General features: G+C 68.4%; 24 protein-coding genes and 3 pseudogenes. 6 read left to right on the top strand and 21 right to left on the bottom strand.

What is annotated here, in order from left to right; genetic code table 11:
• Nucleotides 1-68 precede the first annotated feature (68 nt).
• Nucleotides 69-965 (bottom strand): annotated as a pseudogene (locus AB0N06_RS04710) (M81 family metallopeptidase); the annotation flags it as partial.
• 23 nt (nucleotides 966-988) lie between these two features.
• Nucleotides 989-1582, bottom strand: a pseudogene (locus tag AB0N06_RS04705) (ROK family protein); the annotation flags it as partial.
• 77 nt (nucleotides 1583-1659) lie between these two features.
• Here AB0N06_RS04705 and AB0N06_RS04700 point away from each other — a divergent pair.
• The 5 genes and pseudogenes from AB0N06_RS04700 to AB0N06_RS04680 all read left to right on the top strand — a co-directional run.
• Nucleotides 1660-1920 (top strand): annotated as a pseudogene (locus tag AB0N06_RS04700) (ROK family protein); the annotation flags it as partial.
• Nucleotides 1921-2166: 246 nt separating this feature from the next.
• Nucleotides 2167-2781, top strand: coding sequence for a sigma-70 family RNA polymerase sigma factor (locus AB0N06_RS04695; protein WP_366133258.1), 615 nt, complete (start codon nucleotides 2167-2169; stop codon nucleotides 2779-2781).
• The gene (locus AB0N06_RS04690) at nucleotides 2769-3767 is read left to right on the top strand and encodes a CU044_5270 family protein (RefSeq protein ID WP_366133257.1); all 999 of its coding nucleotides are present in this window, start codon (nucleotides 2769-2771) and stop codon (nucleotides 3765-3767) included. Before AB0N06_RS04695 ends, AB0N06_RS04690 begins: the two co-directional genes overlap by 13 nt.
• A gap of 121 nt (nucleotides 3768-3888) precedes the next feature.
• Nucleotides 3889-4884 carry a type I pantothenate kinase gene (gene coaA, locus AB0N06_RS04685; protein ID WP_366133256.1) on the top strand — a complete coding sequence of 332 codons (996 nt, stop codon included), beginning with the start codon at nucleotides 3889-3891 and terminating at the stop codon, nucleotides 4882-4884.
• 29 nt (nucleotides 4885-4913) lie between these two features.
• Nucleotides 4914-5852: a DUF389 domain-containing protein gene (locus AB0N06_RS04680; RefSeq protein WP_366133255.1), complete on the top strand. Its 939-nt coding sequence runs from the start codon at nucleotides 4914-4916 to the stop codon at nucleotides 5850-5852.
• A 141-nt stretch (nucleotides 5853-5993) separates the two neighbouring features.
• Here AB0N06_RS04680 and glmM read toward each other — a convergent pair whose 3' ends face one another.
• The 4 genes from glmM to AB0N06_RS04660 form a co-directional block, all read right to left on the bottom strand.
• Nucleotides 5994-7352, bottom strand: a complete 1359-nt coding sequence (glmM, locus tag AB0N06_RS04675; protein WP_366133254.1) for a phosphoglucosamine mutase — start codon at nucleotides 7350-7352, stop codon at nucleotides 5994-5996.
• Nucleotides 7353-7570: 218 nt separating this feature from the next.
• A complete protein-coding gene (gene rpsI / locus AB0N06_RS04670) occupies nucleotides 7571-8098 on the bottom strand; it encodes a 30S ribosomal protein S9 (RefSeq protein ID WP_358861585.1) in 528 nt (175 codons plus the stop codon).
• 44 nt (nucleotides 8099-8142) lie between these two features.
• On the bottom strand, nucleotides 8143-8586 hold the full coding sequence (rplM, locus tag AB0N06_RS04665) for a 50S ribosomal protein L13 (RefSeq protein ID WP_018960214.1): 444 nt from the start codon (nucleotides 8584-8586) through the stop codon (nucleotides 8143-8145).
• 227 nt (nucleotides 8587-8813) lie between these two features.
• On the bottom strand, nucleotides 8814-10442 hold the full coding sequence (locus AB0N06_RS04660; protein WP_366133327.1) for an ATP-binding cassette domain-containing protein: 1629 nt from the start codon (nucleotides 10440-10442) through the stop codon (nucleotides 8814-8816).
• A gap of 261 nt (nucleotides 10443-10703) precedes the next feature.
• Between AB0N06_RS04660 and AB0N06_RS04655 the strand changes: the two genes are divergently transcribed.
• Nucleotides 10704-11558 (top strand): hypothetical protein, encoded by an 855-nt coding sequence (locus AB0N06_RS04655; protein ID WP_366133253.1) that lies wholly within the window; start codon nucleotides 10704-10706, stop codon nucleotides 11556-11558.
• Nucleotides 11559-11754: 196 nt separating this feature from the next.
• Here the strand turns inward: AB0N06_RS04655 and truA are convergent, their stop codons facing one another.
• From truA to rplR, 15 genes are all read right to left on the bottom strand, one after another.
• Complete coding sequence (gene truA, locus AB0N06_RS04650) at nucleotides 11755-12609, bottom strand: tRNA pseudouridine(38-40) synthase TruA (RefSeq protein ID WP_366133252.1); 855 nt, start codon at nucleotides 12607-12609, stop codon at nucleotides 11755-11757.
• A gap of 87 nt (nucleotides 12610-12696) precedes the next feature.
• Nucleotides 12697-13197 carry a 50S ribosomal protein L17 gene (gene rplQ, locus AB0N06_RS04645; protein ID WP_266982582.1) on the bottom strand — a complete coding sequence of 167 codons (501 nt, stop codon included), beginning with the start codon at nucleotides 13195-13197 and terminating at the stop codon, nucleotides 12697-12699.
• A 244-nt stretch (nucleotides 13198-13441) separates the two neighbouring features.
• Entirely contained in the window at nucleotides 13442-14464 is a 1023-nt protein-coding gene (locus AB0N06_RS04640) for a DNA-directed RNA polymerase subunit alpha (RefSeq protein WP_024755423.1), read from the bottom strand.
• A gap of 109 nt (nucleotides 14465-14573) precedes the next feature.
• On the bottom strand, nucleotides 14574-15200 hold the full coding sequence (rpsD, locus tag AB0N06_RS04635) for a 30S ribosomal protein S4 (protein ID WP_366133251.1): 627 nt from the start codon (nucleotides 15198-15200) through the stop codon (nucleotides 14574-14576).
• Between the two features lie 29 nt (nucleotides 15201-15229).
• The gene (rpsK, locus tag AB0N06_RS04630; RefSeq protein ID WP_003956432.1) at nucleotides 15230-15634 is read right to left on the bottom strand and encodes a 30S ribosomal protein S11; all 405 of its coding nucleotides are present in this window, start codon (nucleotides 15632-15634) and stop codon (nucleotides 15230-15232) included.
• A 105-nt stretch (nucleotides 15635-15739) separates the two neighbouring features.
• Nucleotides 15740-16120 (bottom strand): 30S ribosomal protein S13, encoded by a 381-nt coding sequence (gene rpsM / locus AB0N06_RS04625; RefSeq protein ID WP_018519286.1) that lies wholly within the window; start codon nucleotides 16118-16120, stop codon nucleotides 15740-15742.
• 198 nt (nucleotides 16121-16318) lie between these two features.
• Complete coding sequence (gene rpmJ / locus AB0N06_RS04620) at nucleotides 16319-16432, bottom strand: 50S ribosomal protein L36 (protein WP_003956441.1); 114 nt, start codon at nucleotides 16430-16432, stop codon at nucleotides 16319-16321.
• A 60-nt stretch (nucleotides 16433-16492) separates the two neighbouring features.
• Complete coding sequence (gene infA, locus AB0N06_RS04615) at nucleotides 16493-16714, bottom strand: translation initiation factor IF-1 (RefSeq protein ID WP_003956442.1); 222 nt, start codon at nucleotides 16712-16714, stop codon at nucleotides 16493-16495.
• Between the two features lie 180 nt (nucleotides 16715-16894).
• Nucleotides 16895-17731, bottom strand: a complete 837-nt coding sequence (gene map, locus AB0N06_RS04610; RefSeq protein WP_358856907.1) for a type I methionyl aminopeptidase — start codon at nucleotides 17729-17731, stop codon at nucleotides 16895-16897.
• Nucleotides 17732-17854: 123 nt separating this feature from the next.
• Nucleotides 17855-18514 carry an adenylate kinase gene (locus tag AB0N06_RS04605; RefSeq protein WP_366133250.1) on the bottom strand — a complete coding sequence of 220 codons (660 nt, stop codon included), beginning with the start codon at nucleotides 18512-18514 and terminating at the stop codon, nucleotides 17855-17857.
• Entirely contained in the window at nucleotides 18514-19833 is a 1320-nt protein-coding gene (secY, locus tag AB0N06_RS04600; protein WP_366133249.1) for a preprotein translocase subunit SecY, read from the bottom strand. The genes AB0N06_RS04605 and secY overlap by 1 nt, the downstream gene beginning before the upstream one ends.
• Nucleotides 19834-20056: 223 nt before the next feature.
• Nucleotides 20057-20512 (bottom strand): 50S ribosomal protein L15, encoded by a 456-nt coding sequence (gene rplO, locus AB0N06_RS04595; RefSeq protein WP_037688017.1) that lies wholly within the window; start codon nucleotides 20510-20512, stop codon nucleotides 20057-20059.
• Between the two features lies 1 nt (nucleotide 20513).
• A complete protein-coding gene (rpmD, locus tag AB0N06_RS04590; protein WP_030914154.1) occupies nucleotides 20514-20696 on the bottom strand; it encodes a 50S ribosomal protein L30 in 183 nt (60 codons plus the stop codon).
• Nucleotides 20696-21301, bottom strand: coding sequence for a 30S ribosomal protein S5 (rpsE, locus tag AB0N06_RS04585; protein ID WP_072485533.1), 606 nt, complete (start codon nucleotides 21299-21301; stop codon nucleotides 20696-20698). The genes rpmD and rpsE overlap by 1 nt, the downstream gene beginning before the upstream one ends.
• Before the next feature lie 47 nt (nucleotides 21302-21348).
• Entirely contained in the window at nucleotides 21349-21732 is a 384-nt protein-coding gene (gene rplR / locus AB0N06_RS04580; protein WP_030914149.1) for a 50S ribosomal protein L18, read from the bottom strand.

The raw sequence follows: 21732 nt of genomic DNA, 5'->3' as shown, positions 1-21732 counted from the left end.
ACCGCTGCGAGCGGCGGCCCCGGGTCCGCTGCCCGCTCCCGCGCCCACCGCCGGACCTCCGCGAACCGCCGCTGGTCGGAGGCCAGGGCCTCGTCCAGGATGCCGTCGAAGGTGCCGGTCGGGGCGACGAAGTCGAAGTCGCCGCGGGCCTTCCAGAAGCCCTGGGCCAGGCGCTCGGAACCGGCCGAAACGGCGGCCCGGTCGGTGCCGGTCACCACCACCACGGCGCGGTTGCGCGGTTCGTCGGCCCAGGCGTAGCCGACCCATATCGCGGCGTCGATCACGCCGTCCATGGCCTCGACCTCGTCCACGGCCGCGTACACGCTCCTGGCCGGCTCGATCCGGGTGGAGGTCTGCTCTCCGGCCAGCAGCACCGGCACCGGCACCCAGGCCTTGACCGGGCGGGGCGCGCCGGAGACCAGCAGGTCCACCAGATTGCGGACGGCCCGCTCCTTGGTCTCCATGTGGTCCTCGTGCGGGGCCATCCGGTAACAGGTGATCAGGTCGCTGCCGTGGGCGAGCTCGCGGGAGACGTTGCCGTGCAGGTCCATCGAGGTGGAGATGATCACGTCGGGGCCGACGGTGGCGCGGATGCGCTCCAGCAGCACCGCCTCGGCGTCGTCGATGCCCTCCACGGTCATCGCGCCGTGGATGTCGTACCAGAGGCCGTCCGGCTTGGGCAGCGCGGCGAGCCGCTCGATCAGCTCGTCGGTGAGCTCGGCCCAGGCGGCGGCGGTGACGGTGCCGCCCGGCAGCGACTTGCCGACCAGGGCGCCGTGCCAGTCAGCTGCCTCGCGCAGTTCCTCACCGGGCGTCAGGAAGGGGTAGCGGTCCAGCACCTCGGCGCCCCGCGAGGGGTGGAAGGCGGGGGCCTGGGTGCGGGCGGGAGAGAAGGTGGACGACTCGATGCCGAGCCCGGCGATGGCGATGACCGGGCGGGCTGCGGCGGTGCGGGAATGCGGCATGGCTCCTCGTAGGGGATGGGGTGTCAGGCGTGGCGGGGCGCCGGGGCGCGGAATGGGTCGGTGCCGACGACCTCGCCCAGCGCGAGGGCCAGGGCGCGCTGCAGGGCGAACTGCCCGGCGCCGACCAGTCCGGCGTCGGCGCCCAGGCTGGCCCGCTCGATGGTGAGGTGTTCGGTGACCAGCGGGTGGCAGCTCTCGTAGAGCTGGCTGCGCACGGCGGCGACGAACGGCTCCAGGGTGGAGAGGATGCCGCCGAGATAGACGGCGTCCGGGTTGAAGAAGTTGACGTTGGCGGCGAGCACTTGGCCGAGGTAGTCGCCGACCCTGCGGACCGCGCGGGTGGCCTCCGGGTCGGCGTCGATGGCCAGCCGGGCCACGTCCTCGATACTGCTGACGTCGGCCCCGCGCTTGCGCAGGATGCGGACCAGGGCGGCGCCGGACGCCACGGTTTCCAGGCAGCCGGTGTTGCCGCAGGAACAGGGGATGTCGGCGCCGCCGTCGATCCGGATGTGGGTGATGTCACCGGCCGCGCCGGTGGCGCCCCGGTAGAGACGTCCGTCGGCGATGACGCCGGTGCCGATCGCCGAGCCGATCTTCACCATGATCGTCTGCCGGTGCCCGACCCGGTGATCCAGCGCGGCCGCAGAGCCGAACGCCTGGCCACCCTCGCGGCCGGCCGGACGGAGGCCCAGGGGTGAGCGCCCATGACCGTACGCTCTTCGCCGGAGTGGACATCGGCGGCACCACCACCCAGGTGGTGCTCTGCGACGAGGACCTGACCGTGCTGGACCGCGCCGAGGTGGCGACCCCGGCGGCCGACGGCGGCCAGGCCATGATCGGCGCGGCCCTGGGCGCGCTGGCCCCGCTGCTGGAGCGCACCCCCGGCCGCCTCGCCGGTGGCGGGGTCGGCGCAGCCGGCCTGGTGGACTCCGCCACCGGCCGCATCCTGGTGGCCGGGCGTGGCGCCGACTCCGTCCCCCGGCCGGCGTCCTCGCCGGGAGGCGGCGGGCTGAAGTGCCGGACCCGGTCCGTGCTGAGGTCGCTGCGGATCGGCCGCCGCAGCTGATACGGGGCTCGTACGGGAGGTGAGGGCGCCTGCCCGGCGGCCGGCGCCCTCTGCTCCCCGCCCCGTGAACCTTTCTGCGCCCTGTGGGGAACAAGGGGTGACACGCTCACCGACCGAGCCCCCAGAGGAGCCCCTGTGACCGGACCCCCGACCGGACAGCCCATCACGGAAGCCGACGACGACGCCGAGATCGTCGCCCAGTCACTGGAGCAGCCGGAGATCTTCGCAGGGCTCTACGACCGCCACGCGCCCGACATCCACCGGTACGCCGCCCGGCGGCTCGGGGAGGGCGCGGCCGACGACATCACGGCGGAGACGTTCCTCATCGCGTTCCGCTCCCGGCGCCGCTACGACACCACCCGCCGGGGCGCCCGGCCCTGGCTGTACGGCATCGCCGCCAACCTCATCGGCAAGCACCGGCGCAGCGAGGAGCGGAGCCTGCGCGCCCTGGCCCGTACCGGACAGGACACGGTCGCCGCGTCCTGGAGCGACCGCTCCGACGACCGGATCGCCGCCCAGGTGCCGCTGGCCGGAGCGCTCGCCGCGCTCTCCCCCGGCGACCGCCATGTGCTGCTGCTCGTCGCCTGGGCGGACCTCGGATACGAGGAGGTCGCGCAGGCGCTGGGCATCCCGCTCGGCACCGTACGGTCCCGGCTCAACCGCGCCCGCCGCAAGGTCCGCGAGGCGCTGCACACCGACCCCGCGTTCACATCCGACGTCATGGAGCTGAGCCCGTCATGGACGAAATGACCCGGCTGCGCGAGCTGCGCGCAGATGCTCCCGTCCCCGACCGTGCCGCGCTCGCCCCCGGCCGGCAGCGGCTGACGGACTCTCTTGCGGGCGGCCGGCGCACCCGCCGGCTGCGTGCCGACTGGCGGATCGCGTCGATCGGCGCCGCGGCGGCGATCACCGCGGCCGCCCTGCTGACCACGCAGATCGGCGCGGACGGTCCCACCCACGGGGCCACCGCGGCGGCCCCCCTGACCCTGGACAGCCCGGCCGAGGTCCTGAACCGGGCCGCCGACGAGCTGGCGAAGCAGCAGGCCGCGCCGGAACCGCGCGACGACCAATGGATCTACACCCGGACGAAGATCGCCCAGCAGGAGCCCAAGGCGGACTCGGCCGCCGCGGGCCGGTCGGACTCGGCCGCCGCGGGCCGGTTCTCGTACGACCCGGATTCCTGGGTTCCGTACGACAACTCCGCGGCGGCGAAGAACGGCAAGGACAGCGACTACCGCACGGCCCGCCAGGTCTACCGTGCCGCCGATGAGCTGCCCGACGATCCGGCGCGTCTGCTGGCGAAGGTCCGCTCGTTCTATCCGACGGGTCACACCGCCGAGAGCCCTCCCGAGGCCGAGGCCCAGCACAGCTTCCGCGCCATGGGTCTGATGGTCGAGGCGTACCCGATCGCCCCGGACGCCCTCGCCCGGATCTACCGTGCGCTGGCCACCGTCCCGGGGGTGAAGGTCACCGGGCATCTCGTGAAGGACGCCGCCGGGCGCGATGCCATTGCCATCACCCGGAAGGAGGACGGCTCGCACGACCAGCGCGAGATCCTCATCAGTCCCCGCGACTACAGCTACGCGGGCATGCGCTTCGTGGCCGCCGAGGACTACGAGATGAAGGCTCCCGCCGGGATGAAGGTCCCGACCGAGAAGTACAAGGCCGGGGAGGTCCTCACCAGCGAGGCGCGGATCAGGGCCGCCGTCGTCGACGCCAAGGGCCAGAAGCCCTGACCGGCAGGGTGGTACGAAACGGGCCGGTGTCCGCTACAGGGGTGCGGACACCGGCCCGCAGTCCGTTCCACGTGACCGACTCCACCCCCCACTGCGTCAAAACTCCCGCGACAATGAACCCGTGATCACTTCGCCGCCACGGAGCTCCCAGCGACGCGTCGAGCACGCTTCGACGCCGTACGTCGATCTGTCGCGCGCCGAGTGGAGCGCCCTGCGCGACAAGACGCCGCTGCCGCTGACCGCCGACGAGGTGGAGCAGCTGCGCGGGCTCGGGGACGTCATCGACCTCGACGAGGTACGGGACGTCTACCTGCCGCTCTCCCGCCTCCTCAACCTCTACGTCCAGGCCACCTCCGGCCTGCGCGGCGCCCTCAACACCTTCCTCGGGGACGCGGGCAACGGCCACGGCGAGCAGCGGGGCACCCCGTTCGTCATCGGGGTCGCCGGCAGTGTCGCGGTCGGCAAGTCGACCACCGCCCGTATCCTCCAGGCGCTGCTGGCCCGCTGGCCCGAGCACCCGCGGGTCGAGCTGGTGACCACGGACGGGTTCCTGCTGCCGATGAAGGAGCTCCGGGCGCGCGGGCTGACGTCGCGCAAGGGGTTCCCCGAGTCGTACGACCGGCGCGCCCTGACCCGTTTCGTCGCCGACATCAAGGCCGGCAAGGACGAGGTGACGGCGCCCGTCTACTCGCACCTGATCTACGACATCGTGCCGGGCGAGCGGCTCACCGTACGCCGCCCCGACATCCTGATCGTCGAGGGCCTCAACGTGCTGCAGCCCGCGCTCCCCGGCAAGGACGGCCGCACCAGGGTCGGGCTCGCCGACTACTTCGACTTCAGTGTGTACGTGGACGCGCGGGCCGAGGACATCGAGACCTGGTACCTCAACCGCTTCCGCGAGCTGCGCGAGACGGCCTTCCAGAACCCGTTCTCGTACTTCCGCACGTACACCCAGGTCTCCGAGGAGGAGGCCATGGAGTACGCCCGCACCATGTGGCGGACCATCAACAAGCCCAATCTGCTGGAAAATGTGGCACCCACACGCGGCCGTGCCACTCTGGTGCTGCGCAAGGGCCCGGACCACAAGGTCCAGCGTCTTTCGCTGCGCAAACTCTGAGTCCCCCGAGCCTCCCCGGGAGTATCCGCGTGCTGCATCTGCGCCTGATCGTCCCTCACGGCCGCACGGACGAGGTGGTGCACGTCGTGCAGCGCACCGTCGGCGCCACGCATCTGGTGGTCATGCCCGGTGTCGCCCTCGACCCCGCGGGCGATCTCGTGACGTGCGACGTGGCGCGCGAGGCGGGCGACGAGCTGATCGCATCACTGCGCGAGCTCGGCATCGACGAGTCCGGCTCGATCAGCGTCGAGGAAACGGACCTGACGCTCTCCGCGCATGCCGACCGGGCCGAGGAGGAGGCGCCGGGCGAGGGCGCGGACGCGGTGCTGTGGGAGGAGCTGGCGGACGCGACCCACGAGGAGTCGACGCTCAGCGTCACCTACCTGGCGTTCCTCGCGATCGCCACGATGCTCGCGGCCTGCGGTGTGATGCTGGACAACGCGATCCTGATCGTGGGCGCCATGGCGGTGGGCCCGGAGTTCGGGCCACTGGCCGGCATTTCCACGGCGCTGGTGCAGCGCGCCCCGCGGCTGGTGTGGCGGTCGCTGTGGGCGCTGGTCGGCGGTTTCGCCGTAGCGATGGTGCTGACGGCCGGATTCGCCTGGATGATGAACAGCCTCGGGCTGTTCACGGAGGCGATGATCGAGGCGAAGCGGCCCAATACGGCGTTCATCTGGCAGCCGGACTGGATGTCGTTCGTGGTGGCGTTCCTGGCGGGTATCGGCGGGACGCTCTCCCTCACCTCGGCGAAGTCGGGTGCGCTGATCGGCGTCGCGATCTCGGTGACGACAGTGCCCGCGGCCGCCAATGCGGCGGTGGCCTTCAGCTACCAGGACCTTTCCCAGACGTGGGGTTCGGTGGGCCAGCTGATGGCGAACCTCGGCGGGATCGTGCTCGCGGGCACGCTGACACTGCTGGTCCTCAAGGCGCTGTGGGCAATACACCGGCGTCGGATCCGGGCTGCCTGACGCGACGGCCCGGAGCCGGCGACGGTCCTTTCGGCTGTCGTCCGGCAGCGGCCGCACACGGCGCCGCCCGGCGCCCCTCCAGGAGGAACACCGGGCGGCACCTCACCCTCGTACGGCGAAACCCCGTACGGCTTTCCGAGGTCACCCCAGGGCGGACTTCACCACGTCGGCCAGCCGCCCGGCCACCGACCGTGCCTGCTCGATGTCGGCCGCCTCGACCATGACCCGCACCAGCGGCTCGGTGCCCGACTGGCGCAGCAGTACGCGCCCGGTGTCGCCCAGCTCGCGCTCGGCATCCTCGACCGCGGCGGCCAGCTCCGGAGAGGTGTCGACCCGGGACTTGTCGACGTCCCGGACATTGACCAGGATCTGCGGGAGCCGCTGCATGACACCGGCCAGGTCGGCGAGCGTACGGCCGGTGGCGACGACCCGGGCCGCCAGCATCAGGCCGGTCAGTGTGCCGTCACCGGTCGTGGCGTGGTCGAGGACGATGACATGGCCGGACTGCTCGCCGCCCAGCGCGTAGCCCTCCGCCTTCATCGACTCGAGGACGTATCGGTCACCGACGGCGGTCTGGACGAGGTGGATGCCCTCCCGCTCCATGGCGATCTTGAAGCCGAGGTTGGACATGACCGTGCCGACCACGGTGTCCTTGCGCAGCTGCCCGGCCTCGCGCATGGCGAGGGCCAGCACGGCCAGGATCTGGTCGCCGTCGACCTCCTCGCCCGAGGCGTCCACGGCGAGGCAGCGGTCGGCGTCGCCGTCGTGCGCGACACCGAAGTCGGCGCCGTGCTCGACGACGGCGGTCTTCAGCAGCTCCAGGTGGGTGGAGCCGCAGCCGTCGTTGATGTTCAGGCCGTTCGGATCGGCCCCGATGGTGATGACCTCGGCGCCGGCCCGGGCGAATGCCTCGGGCGAGACCCGGGCGGCCGCGCCGTGCGCCTCGTCGAGGACGACCTTCAGCCCGTCGAGCCGGTTCGGCAGGACCGCGACGAGGTGGGCCACGTACCGGTCGAAGCCCTCGGTGTAATCCGTGACCCGTCCCACGCCGGCACCGGTCGGACGCGCCCACGGCTCACCGGTGCGGTGCTGCTCGTAGAGCGTCTCGATCCGGTCCTCCAGCTCGTCGGCGAGCTTGTGACCACCGCGGGCGAAGAACTTGACACCGTTGTCCGGCATGGCGTTGTGACTGGCGGAGAGCATCACGCCGAGGTCGGCGCCCAGCGCGCCGGTGAGGTACGCCACCGCGGGGGTGGGCAGCACACCGACGCGCAGGACGTCCACGCCCGCGCTCGCCAGACCGGCCACCACGGCAGCCTCCAGGAACTCTCCGGACGCGCGCGGGTCACGGCCCACCACTGCGGTCGGCCGATGCCCCTCAAGGGTGCCCGTCTCGGCGAGCACATGCGCCGCAGCGACCGACAGACCGAGCGCGAGCTCGGCCGTCAGGTCCGCATTGGCGACGCCGCGCACACCGTCCGTGCCGAAGAGTCGTCCCACTGATGTCCTCCGAAGATGCTCCGAAACCGAACTGCGAAAACAAAACACGTCATGACAGGCATGACCCAGAACGACGCAAGGCAACAAAGAGCCATGCCAAGCATGGAGGGCCTATGAACGTCTGATGCCGTTATACGCCTGTGGGTGCCAATAAACGAACGCCCCGGGGGCACAGGAGTGCCTCCGGGGCGAACGTGTACAGCAGGTGAGCAGGCGGATTAGCGCTTGCTGTACTGCGGAGCCTTACGGGCCTTCTTGAGACCGGCCTTCTTGCGCTCGACCGCACGGTCGTCGCGGGAGAGGAAGCCGGCCTTCTTCAGCGGGGCGCGGTTGTTGTCCACGTCCGCCTCGTTCAGCGCACGGGCGACACCGAGGCGCAGGGCACCGGCCTGACCCGAGACGCCGCCACCCGCGATGCGGGCGATGACGTCGTAGCGGTTGTCGAGCTCGAGCACCTTGAAGGGCTCGTTGACTTCCTGCTGGTGCACCTTGTTGGGGAAGTAGTCCTCAAGGGTGCGACCGTTGATCTTCCACTTGCCGGTGCCCGGAACGATCCGGACGCGGGCAATGGCGTTCTTGCGACGGCCAAGGCCGGCGGCAGGCTGCGGCTCGCCGAAGCGGGACGCCAGCGACTCGCTGGTGTACTCGCCCTCGACGGGAACCTCCGATTCGAAGGTGGTCACCTCGGCGTAGACCTCTTCGCCCTCGGTGCCCTCGATGGGGTTCTCAACAGTGGTCTCGGCCACGATTCTCCTCAGATCTTTCTTTACGTCTTAGGGGGAGGCCGGAACTACTGCGCGACCTGGGTGATCTCGAACGGGACCGGCTGCTGCGCAGCGTGCGGGTGCTGGTCGCCCGCGTAGACCTTGAGCTTCGAGAGCATCTGACGGCCCAGGGTGTTCTTGGGGATCATGCCCTTGATGGCCTTCTCGACAGCCTTCTCCGGGTTCTTGGAGAGGAGCTCGTCGTAACGCACGGAGCGCAGACCACCCGGGAACCCGGAGTGGCGGTACGCCATCTTCTGGGTCTTCTTGTTGCCGGACAGGTGAACCTTGTCGGCGTTGATGATGATGACGAAGTCGCCCATGTCCATGTGGGGGGCGTAAATCGCCTTGTGCTTGCCTCGGAGGAGGTTCGCAGCCGTGGTGGCCAGACGACCCAGGACGATGTCCTGCGCGTCAATGATGTGCCACTGGCGCGTCACATCGCCGGGCTTGGGGCTGTACGTACGCACTTCGTAGCCTTCGCTTCTTCAGTGGATGAGGTCCAGACACATGGCACCCCTGAAGCGATCATGCAGCTGGGGCCCACAATGCCGGGAACGCTGCCCGTATGCGAGCCACTGGTAACTGCTCCAGAGAACCTACGTAAGGGCTCTTCGCGTGAGAACGACGAAGCCGATACGTATAACAACCCCCGACAGTACCCGCACCGCCCGGGACGGGTCAAAACGCGCCGGCCCTACCGTTCCCGCTCGACCCTGCGCTCGTCCCAGACCGGCTCCACGGTCTCCCGCACCACCCCGTCCGACCCGAACACCAGGTACCGGTCGAAGGACTTCGCGAACCACCGGTCGTGCGTGACGGCCAGCACGGTCCCGTCGTACACCTCGAGCCCGTCCTGCAGCGCCTCCGCCGACTCCAGGTCCAGGTTGTCCGTCGGCTCGTCCAGCAGCAGCGCCGTGGTTCCCGCCAGCTCCAGCAGCAGGATCTGGAACCGTGCCTGCTGCCCGCCGGACAGCTTCTCGAAGGGCTGGTCGCCCTGCCGCTCCAGTTCGTACCGGCGCAGTACGGACATCGCCCCGCCCCGGTCCTTCGCGTGCTCCGTCCACAGGATCTCGACGAGCGCGTGCCCCATCAGCTCCGGATGGGCGTGCGTCTGAGCGAAGTGCCCGGGCACGACCCGCGCACCGAGCTTCCACTCCCCCGTGTGCGCGACCGGTTCCCCGGCCAGCAGCCGCAGGAAGTGCGACTTGCCCGAGCCGTTCGAGCCGAGGACGGCCACCCGTTCGCCGTAGAAGATCTCCAGGTCGAACGGCTTCATCAGCCCGGTCAGCTCCAGCCCCTTGCAGGTCACCGCCCGCACCCCGGTCCGGCCGCCGCGCAGCCGCATCTTGATGTCCTGCTCGCGCGGCGGCTCCGGCGGGGGCCCGGCCTCCTCGAACTTCCGCAGCCGGGTCTGCGCCGCCTGGTAGCGCGAGGCCAGCTCGTGGCTGACGGACGCCGCCTGCCGAAGGCTGAGCACCAGTTTTTTCAGCTGAGCGTGCTTCTCGTCCCAGCGTCGCTTCAGTTCCTCGAACCGGGCGAACCGGTCCTTGCGGGCCTCGTGGTACGTGTCGAAACCGCCACCGTGTACCCACACGTCGCTGCCCGCCGGACCGGGCTCCACGCTGACGATCTTCTCCGCGGCCCGGGACAGCAGCTCCCGGTCGTGCGAGACGAAGAGGACCGTCTTACGGGTCTCCTTGAGCTTCCCCTCCAGCCACCGCTTGCCCGGCACGTCGAGATAGTTGTCCGGCTCGTCGAGCAGCAGCACCTCGTCGGGCCCGCGCAGCAGCGCTTCGAGCACGAGCCGCTTCTGCTCACCACCACTGAGCGTGCGGACCTCGCGCCACTGCGCCTTCTCGTACGGGACACCGAGCGCGGCCATGGTGCACATGTCCCAGACGGTCTCGGCCTCGTACCCGCGGGCCTCCGCCCAGTCGCTGAGGGCCTGCGCGTACGCCATCTGCGCGGCCTCGTCGTCGACGGTGAGGATCAGCTCCTCGGCCTTGTCGACGGCCTGCGCCGCCTCCCGGATGCGCGGCTGGGCGACGGAGACGAGGAGGTCGCGGACCGTACGTTCGTCCCGCACCGAGCCCACGAACTGCGGCATCACGCCGAGTCCGCCGCTCACCGACACCGTGCCGCCGTGCGGCTGGAGCTCCCCGGACAGCAGCCGCAGCAGCGTCGTCTTCCCGGCGCCGTTCGCCCCCACGAGGGCGACCACGGCCCCGTCCGCGACCCGGAACGAAGCATCGCCGAGCAGCACCCGCCCGTCCGGTAGGTAGTACTCCAGGTGGCCTGCTTCAAGATGTCCCATGCACAGCATTGTCACGGCCCGCGAAGCCCCGGCCCAACCGGTTTATGCCTCCTCTAGTGCCGTGACCGGCAATGTTTGCCCCGTAAGGAGCGTCGTCCGGTGCGTGCGATCGCAAGGCGGCCGGAAGTCCTTGGGTGGGGTCTCCCCTGCTCGAACGAAGCTGAGAGCTTGGGGACGGAGCTACCAGGGCTTTTGGCCAACGCGGCGAGCGTGCGCACCGGACGACGCGACGGGGCAAAGCTTGCCGGGAGGGGCACTAGGATTCGCCGCATGAGCTTTGGGCAAGGGGGGCCCTCCTGGGGGCCCGGAGGCAATCGCACTCCGGACTGGGCAGCACTGGCCGATGAATCCGCCGCGCGGAGCCGTCGCAAGAAATGGCTGATGATCGGCGGCGGCGCCCTCGCCACCGCCGCGATAGCGGCGATCGTCGCCACCGCCGTCATCTCGACCAACAACAACGGCGGCTCCACCGGCTCGGGCAAGAACGCGAGCCAGTTGCCGGGACCCGCCGATCTGCCGACCGACTCGGCGGAGCCCGAGCCGTCCTTCTCCACGGTGGCACCTCCGCCCCCGCCGGACCCGAAGGACTACATATCCGATGTGAAGAAGGACAGGGCGCCGATCTCCATCGACTCCTTCTACCCCGGCAGGAAGCTGACGATGGGCGACCGCGTGTACGCCAAGGGCGCCACGCACCGCACGACGAACTGCGCCGCGACCACCCAGGGCGCGCTCGGCTCGATCCTCACGAACAACGGCTGCGACGAGGTCATCCGCGCCACGTACAGCAAGGAGGGGATCGCCGTCACCGTCGGCGTCGCGGTCTTCGAGACGGAGGCGCAGGCCAAGAAGGCGGCGCAACAGGCGTCCGGCGGTCTGGCGTCGCTGAGCGGCGTGGGCGTGCCGACGTTCTGCCGCGGCGGTTCCATCTGCCGCCGCACCGCCAACTCGTACGGGCGCTACGCCTACTTCACCGTCGGGGGCTTCACCAACGGCAAGAACGTCACCACGGCCGACAAGAACGTCTACGCGGTCGGCGACGACCTGACGGACTTCACGTTCCGTCAGATCCGCCACCGCGGCGAGGTCCAGGCCTCGGCGGCGGCGACTGCGCCCACCAGCTGACACGACCGCAGGAGTCGGTGGCGGCCGCCGCGGGCTTCGCCGACCAGCCCCGCCTCCTCGGGACGGCCGGCACCCTCATCGGGCGCGTCCCGGCCTCGCTCGGACGCGTCGCAGCACCGGAACGTCACCGGCAGGGCCGAGGAACGGCGGCGGCGCACGCATCGAGAAGGTCCGGAGGCAGCGGACGGCCCGCCACTCAGCAGCAGCCGCCCCCCGGCAGCGTCCGCATGTTGCGTGCCGCCTTGTTGCGCGCGGCGAGCAACTCGTCGGCCGGGTAGGCGACTTCCTCCAGCGTCAGTCCGTGCGGCCGCACCACGTGCACCCCCGGGTCCCGCACCCCCACCGCCAGCACCTGGGCCGGCCACGGGTCGGGGCGGCGTCCGTCACCCACGAACAGCATGGCGCCGACCAGCGCGCGCACCATGTTGTGGCAGAAGGCATCGGCCTGCACGGTCCCCGTGATGACTCCGGACGCCTCGTCCCGTACCCAACTCAGCTTCTGCAGCGTACGGATGGTCGTCGCACCCTCGCGCTTCCTGCAGTACGCGGCGAAATCGTGCTCCCCGACCATCCTGGCCGCGGCCGCGTTCATCGCATCCACGTCCAACGGCCGGTCGTGCCAGAGCACATGTCCGCGCGTCAGGGGATCCGCGCCGCCGGGCCGGTCCGAGATCCGGTACGCGTACCGCCGCCACAGCGCCGAGAAACGCGCGTTGAACCCCGCCGGAGCCTCGGCCACCCGCCAGATCCGTACGTCGGGGGCCATCCGGCCGGCCATCCGACGCAGCAGCAGCGCACCGTGCTCGGCCCACACCTCGTCCGGCAGATCGACATGCGCGACCTGGCCGCGGGCATGCACCCCGGCATCGGTGCGCCCGGCGACCGTCAGGTCGTACGTCCGCTCGGACCGCGTCACGGTACGCAGCGCGTCCTCGATCTCCCCCTGCACCGTGCGCCGCGCCGTCTGCTTCGCCCAGCCGGAGAAGTCCTTGCCGTCGTACGCCAGGTCCAGCCGCACCCGTACGAAACCGGGCTCTACTTCGTCACTCACTCAACGATCCTCTCAAGCCTGAACGTACGGAACGGGCCCGCACCTCCCCGAAGGGTGATGCGGGCCCGTCCAGTGGTCTCAGAACGCTCAGGCGTCCTTGGACTCCGCGTCGGCCTCGGCCGGCTTGGCGTCCTCGACGACCTCGGCGGACTCGTCCTTCTTGAGGGAGTCCTCCTTGACCGCACGCTTCGTCGCGGCCTCGGCCTCACCGGTGGCCTGCTGCGCCACGGTCAGCGCCTCGACCAGCTCGATGACGGCCATCGGGGCGTTGTCGCCACGACGGTTGCCGATCTTGGTGATGCGCGTGTAACCACCGGGGCGGTTCTCGTAGCGCGGGGCGATCTCGGTGAAGAGCGTGTGCACGATGCTCTTGTCCGTGATCGTCTGCAGAACGAGGCGACGGTTGTGGATGTCGCCCTTCTTCGCCTTGGTGATCAGACGCTCGGCGACCGGACGCAGGCGGCGGGCCTTGGCCTCGGTCGTCGTGATGCGGCCGTGCTCGAACAGCGACTTCGCGAGGTTCGCGAGAAGCAGACGCTCGTGCGCGGCGCTGCCGCCCAGACGGGCACCCTTTGCGGGACGCGGCATGGTGTTTCTCCTTGTGTGCTGCACCGGCCGTATCAGGTACCGGTGTCAGTTCCCGTGAAGCGGCCGCTCCACGGAAGATCATGGGCCATCCGGACACCATCCCGGCCGATGAGATCAGTCATCGGCCGAAATCAAGCCCGTCGAGGGGGTCCCCCCATGCCCTTCAGGCTTTGGGGGAGATTGAGGCCAAGCCCTCATCCGGTCCGGGGTGCCCGGAAACCCAGGCACCCCAGCCGGAGGTGTACTAGTACTGCTCGGTCTCGACGAAGCCCGCGTCCGCGTCGTCGTCGGCGCCGAAGGCGTCGGCGGCAGCGGTCGGGTCGAATCCGGGCGGGCTGTCCTTGAGCGCCAGGCCCATACCGGCCAGCTTCGCCTTGACCTCGTCGATCGACTTCGCACCGAAGTTGCGGATGTCGAGCAGGTCGGCCTCCGAGCGCGCCACGAGCTCACCCACGGAGTGGATGCCCTCACGCTTGAGGCAGTTGTACGAACGGACCGTGAGCTCAAGCTCCTCGATCGGCAGCGCCAGATCGGCGGCGAGCGCGGCGTCCGTCGGCGACGGACCCATGTCGATGCCCTCGGCGTCGATGTTGAGCTCGCGGGCCAGACCGAACAGCTCGACCAGGGTCTTACCGGCCGACGCCATGGCGTCACGCGGACGCATGGCCTGCTTGGTCTCGACGTCGACGATCAGCTTGTCGAAGTCGGTGCGCTGCTCGACACGGGTCGCCTCGACCTTGTACGTGACCTTGAGCACCGGCGAGTAGATGGAGTCGACCGGGATACGGCCGATCTCCTGGCCCGCCTGCTTGTTCTGGACGGCGGAGACGTAGCCGCGACCGCGCTCGACGGTCAGCTCCATCTCCAGCTTGCCCTTGCCGTTCAGAGTGGCGAGGACCAGGTCCGGGTTGTGGACCTCGACACCGGCCGGCGGGGCGATGTCAGCAGCGGTGACCAGGCCGGGACCCTGCTTGCGCAGGTACATCACGACCGGCTCGTCGTGCTCCGAGGAGACGACCAGCTGCTTGATGTTGAGGATGAGGTCGGTGACGTCCTCCTTGACGCCCGGCACGGTGGTGAACTCGTGCAGGACCCCGTCGATCCGGATGCTGGTGACAGCAGCGCCGGGGATCGAGGAGAGGAGCGTGCGGCGGAGAGAGTTACCGAGGGTGTAGCCGAAGCCCGGCTCCAGCGGCTCGATCACGAACCGGGAGCGGAACTCGTCGACGACCTCTTCGGTCAGCGACGGACGCTGAGCGATAAGCATGCTGTGGTCCTTCAGTCGTGGGCGCCCACTATTTGACGCCCCCAGATACTGACAAGGGTACGGGCGGCACGACCCGAAAGAGCCGTACCGCCCGAACCCGCGAGCTCTCCTACTTGGAGTAGAGCTCGACGATCAGCTGCTCCTGCACCTGGGTGTCGATCACCTGGCGCTCGGGCAGGGAGTGCACGAGGATCCGCAGCGTCGACGGCACGGCTTCGAGCCATGCCGGGACGGTGCGCTCGCCGGCCTCGGCCTGGGCCACCTGGAAGGGGGTCAGGGCCTTGGACTTCTGGCGGACCTCGATGACGTCGTTCACGGCGACGCGGGCCGACGGAATGTCGGTCTTCGTGCCGTTCACGGCGATGTGTCCGTGACGCACCAGCTGACGGGCGTGGTCCCTGGACTTGGCAAAACCGGCCCGGTAGATCACGTTGTCGAGGCGGGTCTCAAGGATGCGCAGAAGGTTCTCACCGGTCTTGCCGGTCTTCTGGTTCGCTTCCTTGTAGTAGTTCACGAACTGCTTCTCAAGGACACCGTAGATCCGCGAGCACTTCTGCTTCTCACGAAGCTGAAGAAGGTACTCGCTGTCCTTGGTGCGCCCGCGTCCGTGCTCACCCGGGGGGTAAGGACGGATCTCGATCGGGCACTTCGCGCTCTCGCACTTGCTGCCCTTAAGGAACAGCTTCTGCTTCTCCCGACGGCAACGCTTGCAGTCGGCCCCGGTGTATCGCGCCATTTTCCAGTTGTCTCCGTTGCTTCAGTGCGTCAGACGCGACGGCGCTTGGGCGGCCGGCATCCGTTGTGCGGAGTGGGGGTGACGTCCTGGATCGAACCGACCTCGAGGCCAGTGGCCTGGAGGGAGCGGATCGCGGTCTCGCGGCCGGAGCCGGGACCCTTGACGAAAACGTCAACCTTGCGCATGCCGTGCTCCTGCGCGCGGCGGGCGGCCGACTCGGCGGCCATCTGCGCGGCGAAGGGGGTGGACTTGCGCGAGCCCTTGAAGCCGACGTGGCCGGCAGAGGCCCAGGAGATCACGTTGCCCGAGGGGTCCGTGATCGAAACGATCGTGTTGTTGAACGTGCTCTTGATGTGCGCGTGGCCGTGAGCAACGTTCTTCTTTTCCTTGCGACGCACCTTCTTGGCTGCGCCCTGACGTCCCTTGGGGGGCATGTCTTTACTCCAGATGGAGAGGGGAGGTGATCGGTCCTACAGCGAAGACCGCTGGATGCTGCGACGGCCCGGGGATCCGGACTGCCGCAGTGCGTCCGCTGAGGACTACTTCTTGCCCGGCTTCTTCTTACCGGCGATCGCGCGACGCGGACCCTTGCGGGTACGAGCGTTCGTGCTGGTGCGCTGGCCGTGGACCGGCAGGCCGCGGCGGTGGCGCAGACCCTGGTAGCAGCCGATCTCGACCTTGCGGCGGATGTCGGCCTGAATCTCGCGACGGAGGTCACCCTCGGTGCGGAGGTTGGCGTCCACGTACTCGCGGATCTTGACCAGGTCCTCTTCGGCCAGGTCGCGAACGCGCGTGTTCGGGTTCACACCCGTGGTGGCGAGGATCTCCTTGGACCGGGTGCGCCCGATACCGAAGACGTAGGTGAGGGCAACCTCCACGCGCTTTTCGCGCGGGATGTCAACACCTGAAACGCGTGCCATTGAATGGCTCCAGTTGTTATTTCGGGGGTCTTCCGCAATACCACTCCCGGCCGCCGACCGCTCCCGAAACGGAAGCGGTGGTACGTCCGGGTCCCCGGCCCCCGCCGGAGGTGTCGTCAGCCGAAGCTTGGACGGGCACTGCGTATGTACGTATTACGTGCGTCGCGCGAAGTGCTGCGAGATGCAGGGGGTCGTGCGTCAGCCCTGGCGCTGCTTGTGGCGCAGGTTGTCGCAGATGACCATGACCCGACCGTGACGGCGGATCACCTTGCACTTGTCGCAGATCTTCTTGACGCTCGGCTTGACCTTCATGGGATGTCAGGTTCTCCGGGTCAGTGCCATCACCCCGCCGCAGCAGGGCGTGGGCAAGATCTACTTGTATCGGTAGACGATCCGGCCACGCGTCAGGTCGTACGGAGAGAGCTCCACCACGACCCGGTCATCCGGAAGGATACGGATGTAGTGCATCCGCATCTTGCCGCTGATGTGCGCGAGGACCTTGTGACCGTTCTGGAGTTCCACCTTGAACATGGCGTTCGGGAGGGACTCGATCACGGTGCCCTCAATTTCGATGGCACCTTGCTTCTTGGCCACGCTTCGCCTTTCGAATCGGCTACCTTGATCGACTCTCTGCTCCATATGCGGACACACGGATGCACAAGAGCCGACGAGTCAGTCTACGTCAGCGGACCCCAAAAGACGAATCCGTCAAGTTTGCCCACCGGAGGAGATCCTTAGACCCGATCGGGGGCGCGTTCTCAGCGGGTGGGGGCCTCAGCCCAGCGGGTCCGGAGCGGCCTGGATCCCGTACTCCGCCAGCTTCGCGCGGCCGCAGTCGGGGGCCGTCAGGACCAGGGGGCCCTGCTCGGTCAGGGCGATCGAGTGCTCCCAGTGCGAGGACCAGGTGCCGTCGGTCGTGATGACCGTCCAGTTGTCCTCGAGCACCTCGGTCCGCGGCGTGCCGAGCGAGACCATCGGCTCGATGGCCAGGCAGACGCCGGGAACCAGCTTGATCCCCTTGCCGCGCTTGCGCGCGACGTAGTTCAGCAGGTGCGGGTCCATGTGCATCTCGGTACCGATGCCGTGGCCGCCGTAGTCCTCGATGATCCCGTACTTGCCGGTGGCCGGACGCGGCTGGCGGCGGATGTAGGACTCGATCGCCTTCGAGATGTCGACGAGGCGGTTGTTCACCTTCATCGCCGCGATCCCGGCCCACATGGACTCCTCGGTCACCCGGGACAGCTCGATGAGCTCCGGGGCGTGACCGGTGCCGACGAACGCCGTGTACGCCGCGTCGCCGTGCCAGCCGTCCACGATCGCGCCGGCGTCGATGGAGATGATGTCGCCGTCCTTGAGGACCGTCTTCTCGTCCGGGATGCCGTGCACGACGACCTCGTTGACCGAGGCGCAGATGGTCGCGGGGAACCCGCCGTACCCGAGGAAGTTCGACTTCGCACCGTGGTCGGCGATCACCTTGCGTGCGACCTGGTCCAGGTCGTGAGTGGTGGCGCCGGGCACCGCTGCCTCGCGGGTGGCGGCGTGAATGGCAGCGACCACCAGCCCCGCCTCACGCATCTTCGCGATCTGCTCGGGGGTCTTGATCTGCACCATTGCGCGGCGCCTTTCTGCATCGAACGGGAACGGGTGTGCGGCGTACTCCACGATACGGCGCAAACAGTCGGCCGCGGCGCCCAAGGACGCCGCGGCCGTCTGTACAGGTGTTACGGGTGTTCCTCAGTCCTCGCGGACCTTCTTGAGGGCTTCCATCGACCGCTTGGTCACGTCCTCGACCTTGCCGAGCGCCGAGATCGTCACCACCAGGCCCTGGGCCCGGTAGTAGTCGATGATCGGCTCGGTCTGGGTGTGGTAGACCTCGAGCCGGGTCCGGACCGTGTCCTCGGTGTCGTCGTCGCGCTGGTACAGCTCGCCGCCGCAGGTGTCGCAGACACCCTCGGTCTTCGGCGGGTTGTACGTCACGTGGAAGACGTGCGCGCTGTCGTTGCGGCAGATACGCCGGCCCGCGATGCGCATGACGACCTCGTCCTCGGGGACCTCCAGGTCGAGAACCGCGTCCAACGTCACGCCCTCGCTCTTGAGCATCTCGTCGAGCGCCTCGGCCTGGCCCACGTTGCGCGGGAAGCCGTCGAGCAGGAAGCCGTTCACGGCGTCCGGCTGGGACATGCGGTCCTTGGCCATCGCAATGGTGACCTCGTCCGGCACCAGCTGCCCCGCGTCCATGTAGCCGCGGGCCCGCTTGCCAAGGTCAGTGCCCTGGCTGATGTTGGCGCGGAAGAGATCGCCCGTGGAGATGTGCGGAATCGACAGGTTCTTGGCAAGGTACGCAGCCTGCGTTCCCTTGCCGGCACCGGGCGGCCCGACGAGGACGATTCGCATCAGCGGAGGAACCCTTCGTAATTGCGCTGCTGGAGCTGACTCTCAATCTGCTTCACGGTCTCCAGACCCACACCCACGATGATGAGGATGCTCGTCCCGCCGAACGGGAAGTTCTGGTTAGCGCCACCGAAGCCTGCCAACGCCATCGTCGGCACGAGAGCGATCAGACCCAGGTACAGCGAGCCCGGCCAAGTGATCCTGTTGAGCACGTAGCTCAGGTACTCGGCAGTAGGTCGACCAGCCCGGATACCCGGGATGAACCCACCATACTTCTTCATGTTGTCGGCGACTTCCTCGGGGTTGAACGAAATCGCCACATAGAAGAAGGCGAAGAAGACGATCAACAGGAAGTACGTCGTGATGTAGTACGGGTGGTCGCCCTTGACGAAGTTGTCCTTGATCCATGTGGCCCAGCCCGCAGTGGAGTTGGAGAACTGGACGATCAGGGCCGGAATGTAGAGCAGCGAAGAAGCGAAGATGACGGGAATCACACCCGCCTGATTCACCTTCAGCGGGATGTACGTGGACGTACCGCCGTACGACCTGCGGCCGATCATGCGCTTCGCGTACTGCACCGGGATACGGCGCTGGGCCTGCTCGACGAAGACCACGAGGGCCACCATGACGAAGCCGACCAGGATGACGGTGCTGAACTCGATCCAGCCGTCCGCCAGCTTGCCGCTCTGCTTGATGGCCCACAGGGAGCCGGGGAAGCTGGCAGCGATCGAGATGAACATCAGGATCGACATGCCGTTGCCGATACCGCGGTCGGTGATGAGCTCACCGAGCCACATGACGGCAGCGGTGCCCGCGGTCATGGTGATCACCATGACGACGGTCGTGAAGATCGAGTGGTTCGGAACGATCTGGTCGGCGACCGGGCAGCCGCTGAACAGCGCGCCGCTGGTGGCGGTGGCCACCAGGCCGGTGCCCTGGAGGATGGCGAGCGCGACGGTCAGATAACGCGTGTACTGCGTGATCTTGGCCTGGCCGGACTGCCCCTCCTTCTTGAGCGCCTCGAGTCGGGGAATGACCACGGTCAGCAGCTGAAGGATGATGCTGGCCGTGATGTACGGCATGATGCCGAGCGCGAAGATCGTGATCTGCAGCAGTGCACCACCGCTGAACATGTTCACCAGGCCGAAGAGGCTGTTGTTGCCCTTGCTTGCCTGGTCAACACAGGTCTGGACGTTCTCGTAGCTCACTCCCGGTACCGGGATGTGCGCCCCGAGCCGGTAGAGCACGATGATGCCGAGCGTGAAGAGCAGCTTCTTGCGCAGGTCGGGCGTCTTGAACGCCCGGGCGAACGCGGTGAGCACGGTGCCTCCTGCGACCCCCGCGCAGAGCGAGAGGTGACGGTCTTGAGGATCGACAAATACGAAAGAGTCAAAGATTCCCGGACATGCGCCCAGGGGTTACCACAACAACAGTGCACGCCACCTTACCGGCGACCATGCCTCCCTAGGAACGACCAACCGGGGATGCCCCAAATAAGAGGCATCCCCGGTCGGATGTTCAAGCCATCGAGTTGTCCGAGTTGTCTCAGACGAGCTCAGTGACGGTGCCGCCGGCGGCGGCAATCTTCTCCTTGGCGGAGCCGGAGACGGCGTCAACCGAAACCTGCAGCGCCACGGAGATCTCGCCCTGTCCGAGGACCTTGACGAGGTGGTTGTTGCGCACCGCACCCTTGGCGACCAGGTCGGCCACGGTGACCTCTCCACCCTCGGGGTAGAGCGTCGCGAGCTTGTCCAGGTTCACGACCTGGTACTCGGTGCGGAACGGGTTCTTGAAGCCCTTGAGCTTCGGGAGACGCATGTGGAGGGGCATCTGGCCACCCTCGAAGCGCTCCGGAACCTGGTAGCGGGCCTTCGTGCCCTTGGTGCCACGACCAGCGGTCTTACCCTTGGACGCCTCACCACGACCCACACGGGTCTTGGCGGTCTTGGCGCCCGGGGCAGGCCGGAGGTCGTGGGCCTTCAGCGGGTTGTTCTCCGCCATGTCAGTCGACCTCCTCAACCGTCACGAGGTGGCGGACGGTGTGAGCCATGCCGCGGAACTCGGGACGGTCCTCCTTGACAACCACGTCGTTCAGGCGCTTGAGCCCGAGCGAACGCAGGGTGTCGCGGTGGTTCTGCTTGCTGCCGATGTACGACTTCGTCTGCGTGATCTTGAGGCGAGCCATTACGCACCCGCTCCCGCACGTGCACGAAGCAGAGCCGCGGGGGCGACGTCCTCGAGCGGCAGACCACGGCGAGCCGCGATCTCCTCGGGACGCTGCAGGCCCTTGAGGGCCTCCACGGTCGCGTGCACGATGTTGATCGCGTTGTCGGAGCCGAGCGACTTCGACAGGATGTCGTGAACGCCGGCGCACTCCAGAACGGCGCGCACCGGGCCACCGGCGATAACACCGGTACCGGGGGAAGCAGGCTTCAGCAGGACGACGCCCGCAGCCTTCTCGCCCTGGATCGGGTGAGGAATGGTGCCCTGGATACGCGGAACCTTGAAGAAGTTCTTCTTGGCTTCTTCCACGCCCTTGGCAATGGCCGCGGGAACTTCCTTGGCCTTGCCGTAACCGACACCGACGGTGCCGTCACCATCGCCCACCACGACCAGCGCGGTGAAGCTGAAGCGACGACCACCCTTCACAACCTTGGCGACGCGGTTGATCGCGACAACGCGCTCAACGTACGCGGTCTTCTCGGCGGCAGCTGCGCCGCCGTCACGGCCCTTCCGGTCCCGCCGCTCGCCGCCACCGGCACCGCTTCCGCGGCGCTGGGGTCCAGCCATTGGATTTACCTCTCTCTGTTACGTCCGCTGTGCGTAGGAACCGGGGCTTAGAACTTCAGCCCGGCTTCACGGGCGGCGTCAGCCAGAGCGGCAATCCGCCCGGCGTACTGGTTACCACCGCGGTCAAACACGACGGCCTCGACGCCTGCGGCCTTGGCACGCTCAGCGACCAGGGCGCCGACCTGCTTGGCCTGGGCGCTCTTGTCACCCTCGCCACCACGGATGGACACGTCCAGGGTCGACGCCGACGCGAGCGTGTGGCCCGCGATGTCGTCGATGACCTGAGCGACCATGTGGCGGTTGGACCGCGTCACGACCAAGCGCGGACGCTCCGGCGAACCGGAGATGTGCTTGCGGACGCGGATGTGGCGACGCTTGAGGGCGGCACGCTTGTAGGCGTCGCCCTTGGCGATCTTTACGCCGTATGCCAT

The organism is Streptomyces sp. NPDC051020, from assembly GCF_040683105.1.
Lineage (GTDB): Bacteria > Actinomycetota > Actinomycetes > Streptomycetales > Streptomycetaceae > Streptomyces.
Note: the sequence above shows the minus strand (reverse complement) of the source record. Positions and strands in the feature narration are given on the sequence as shown.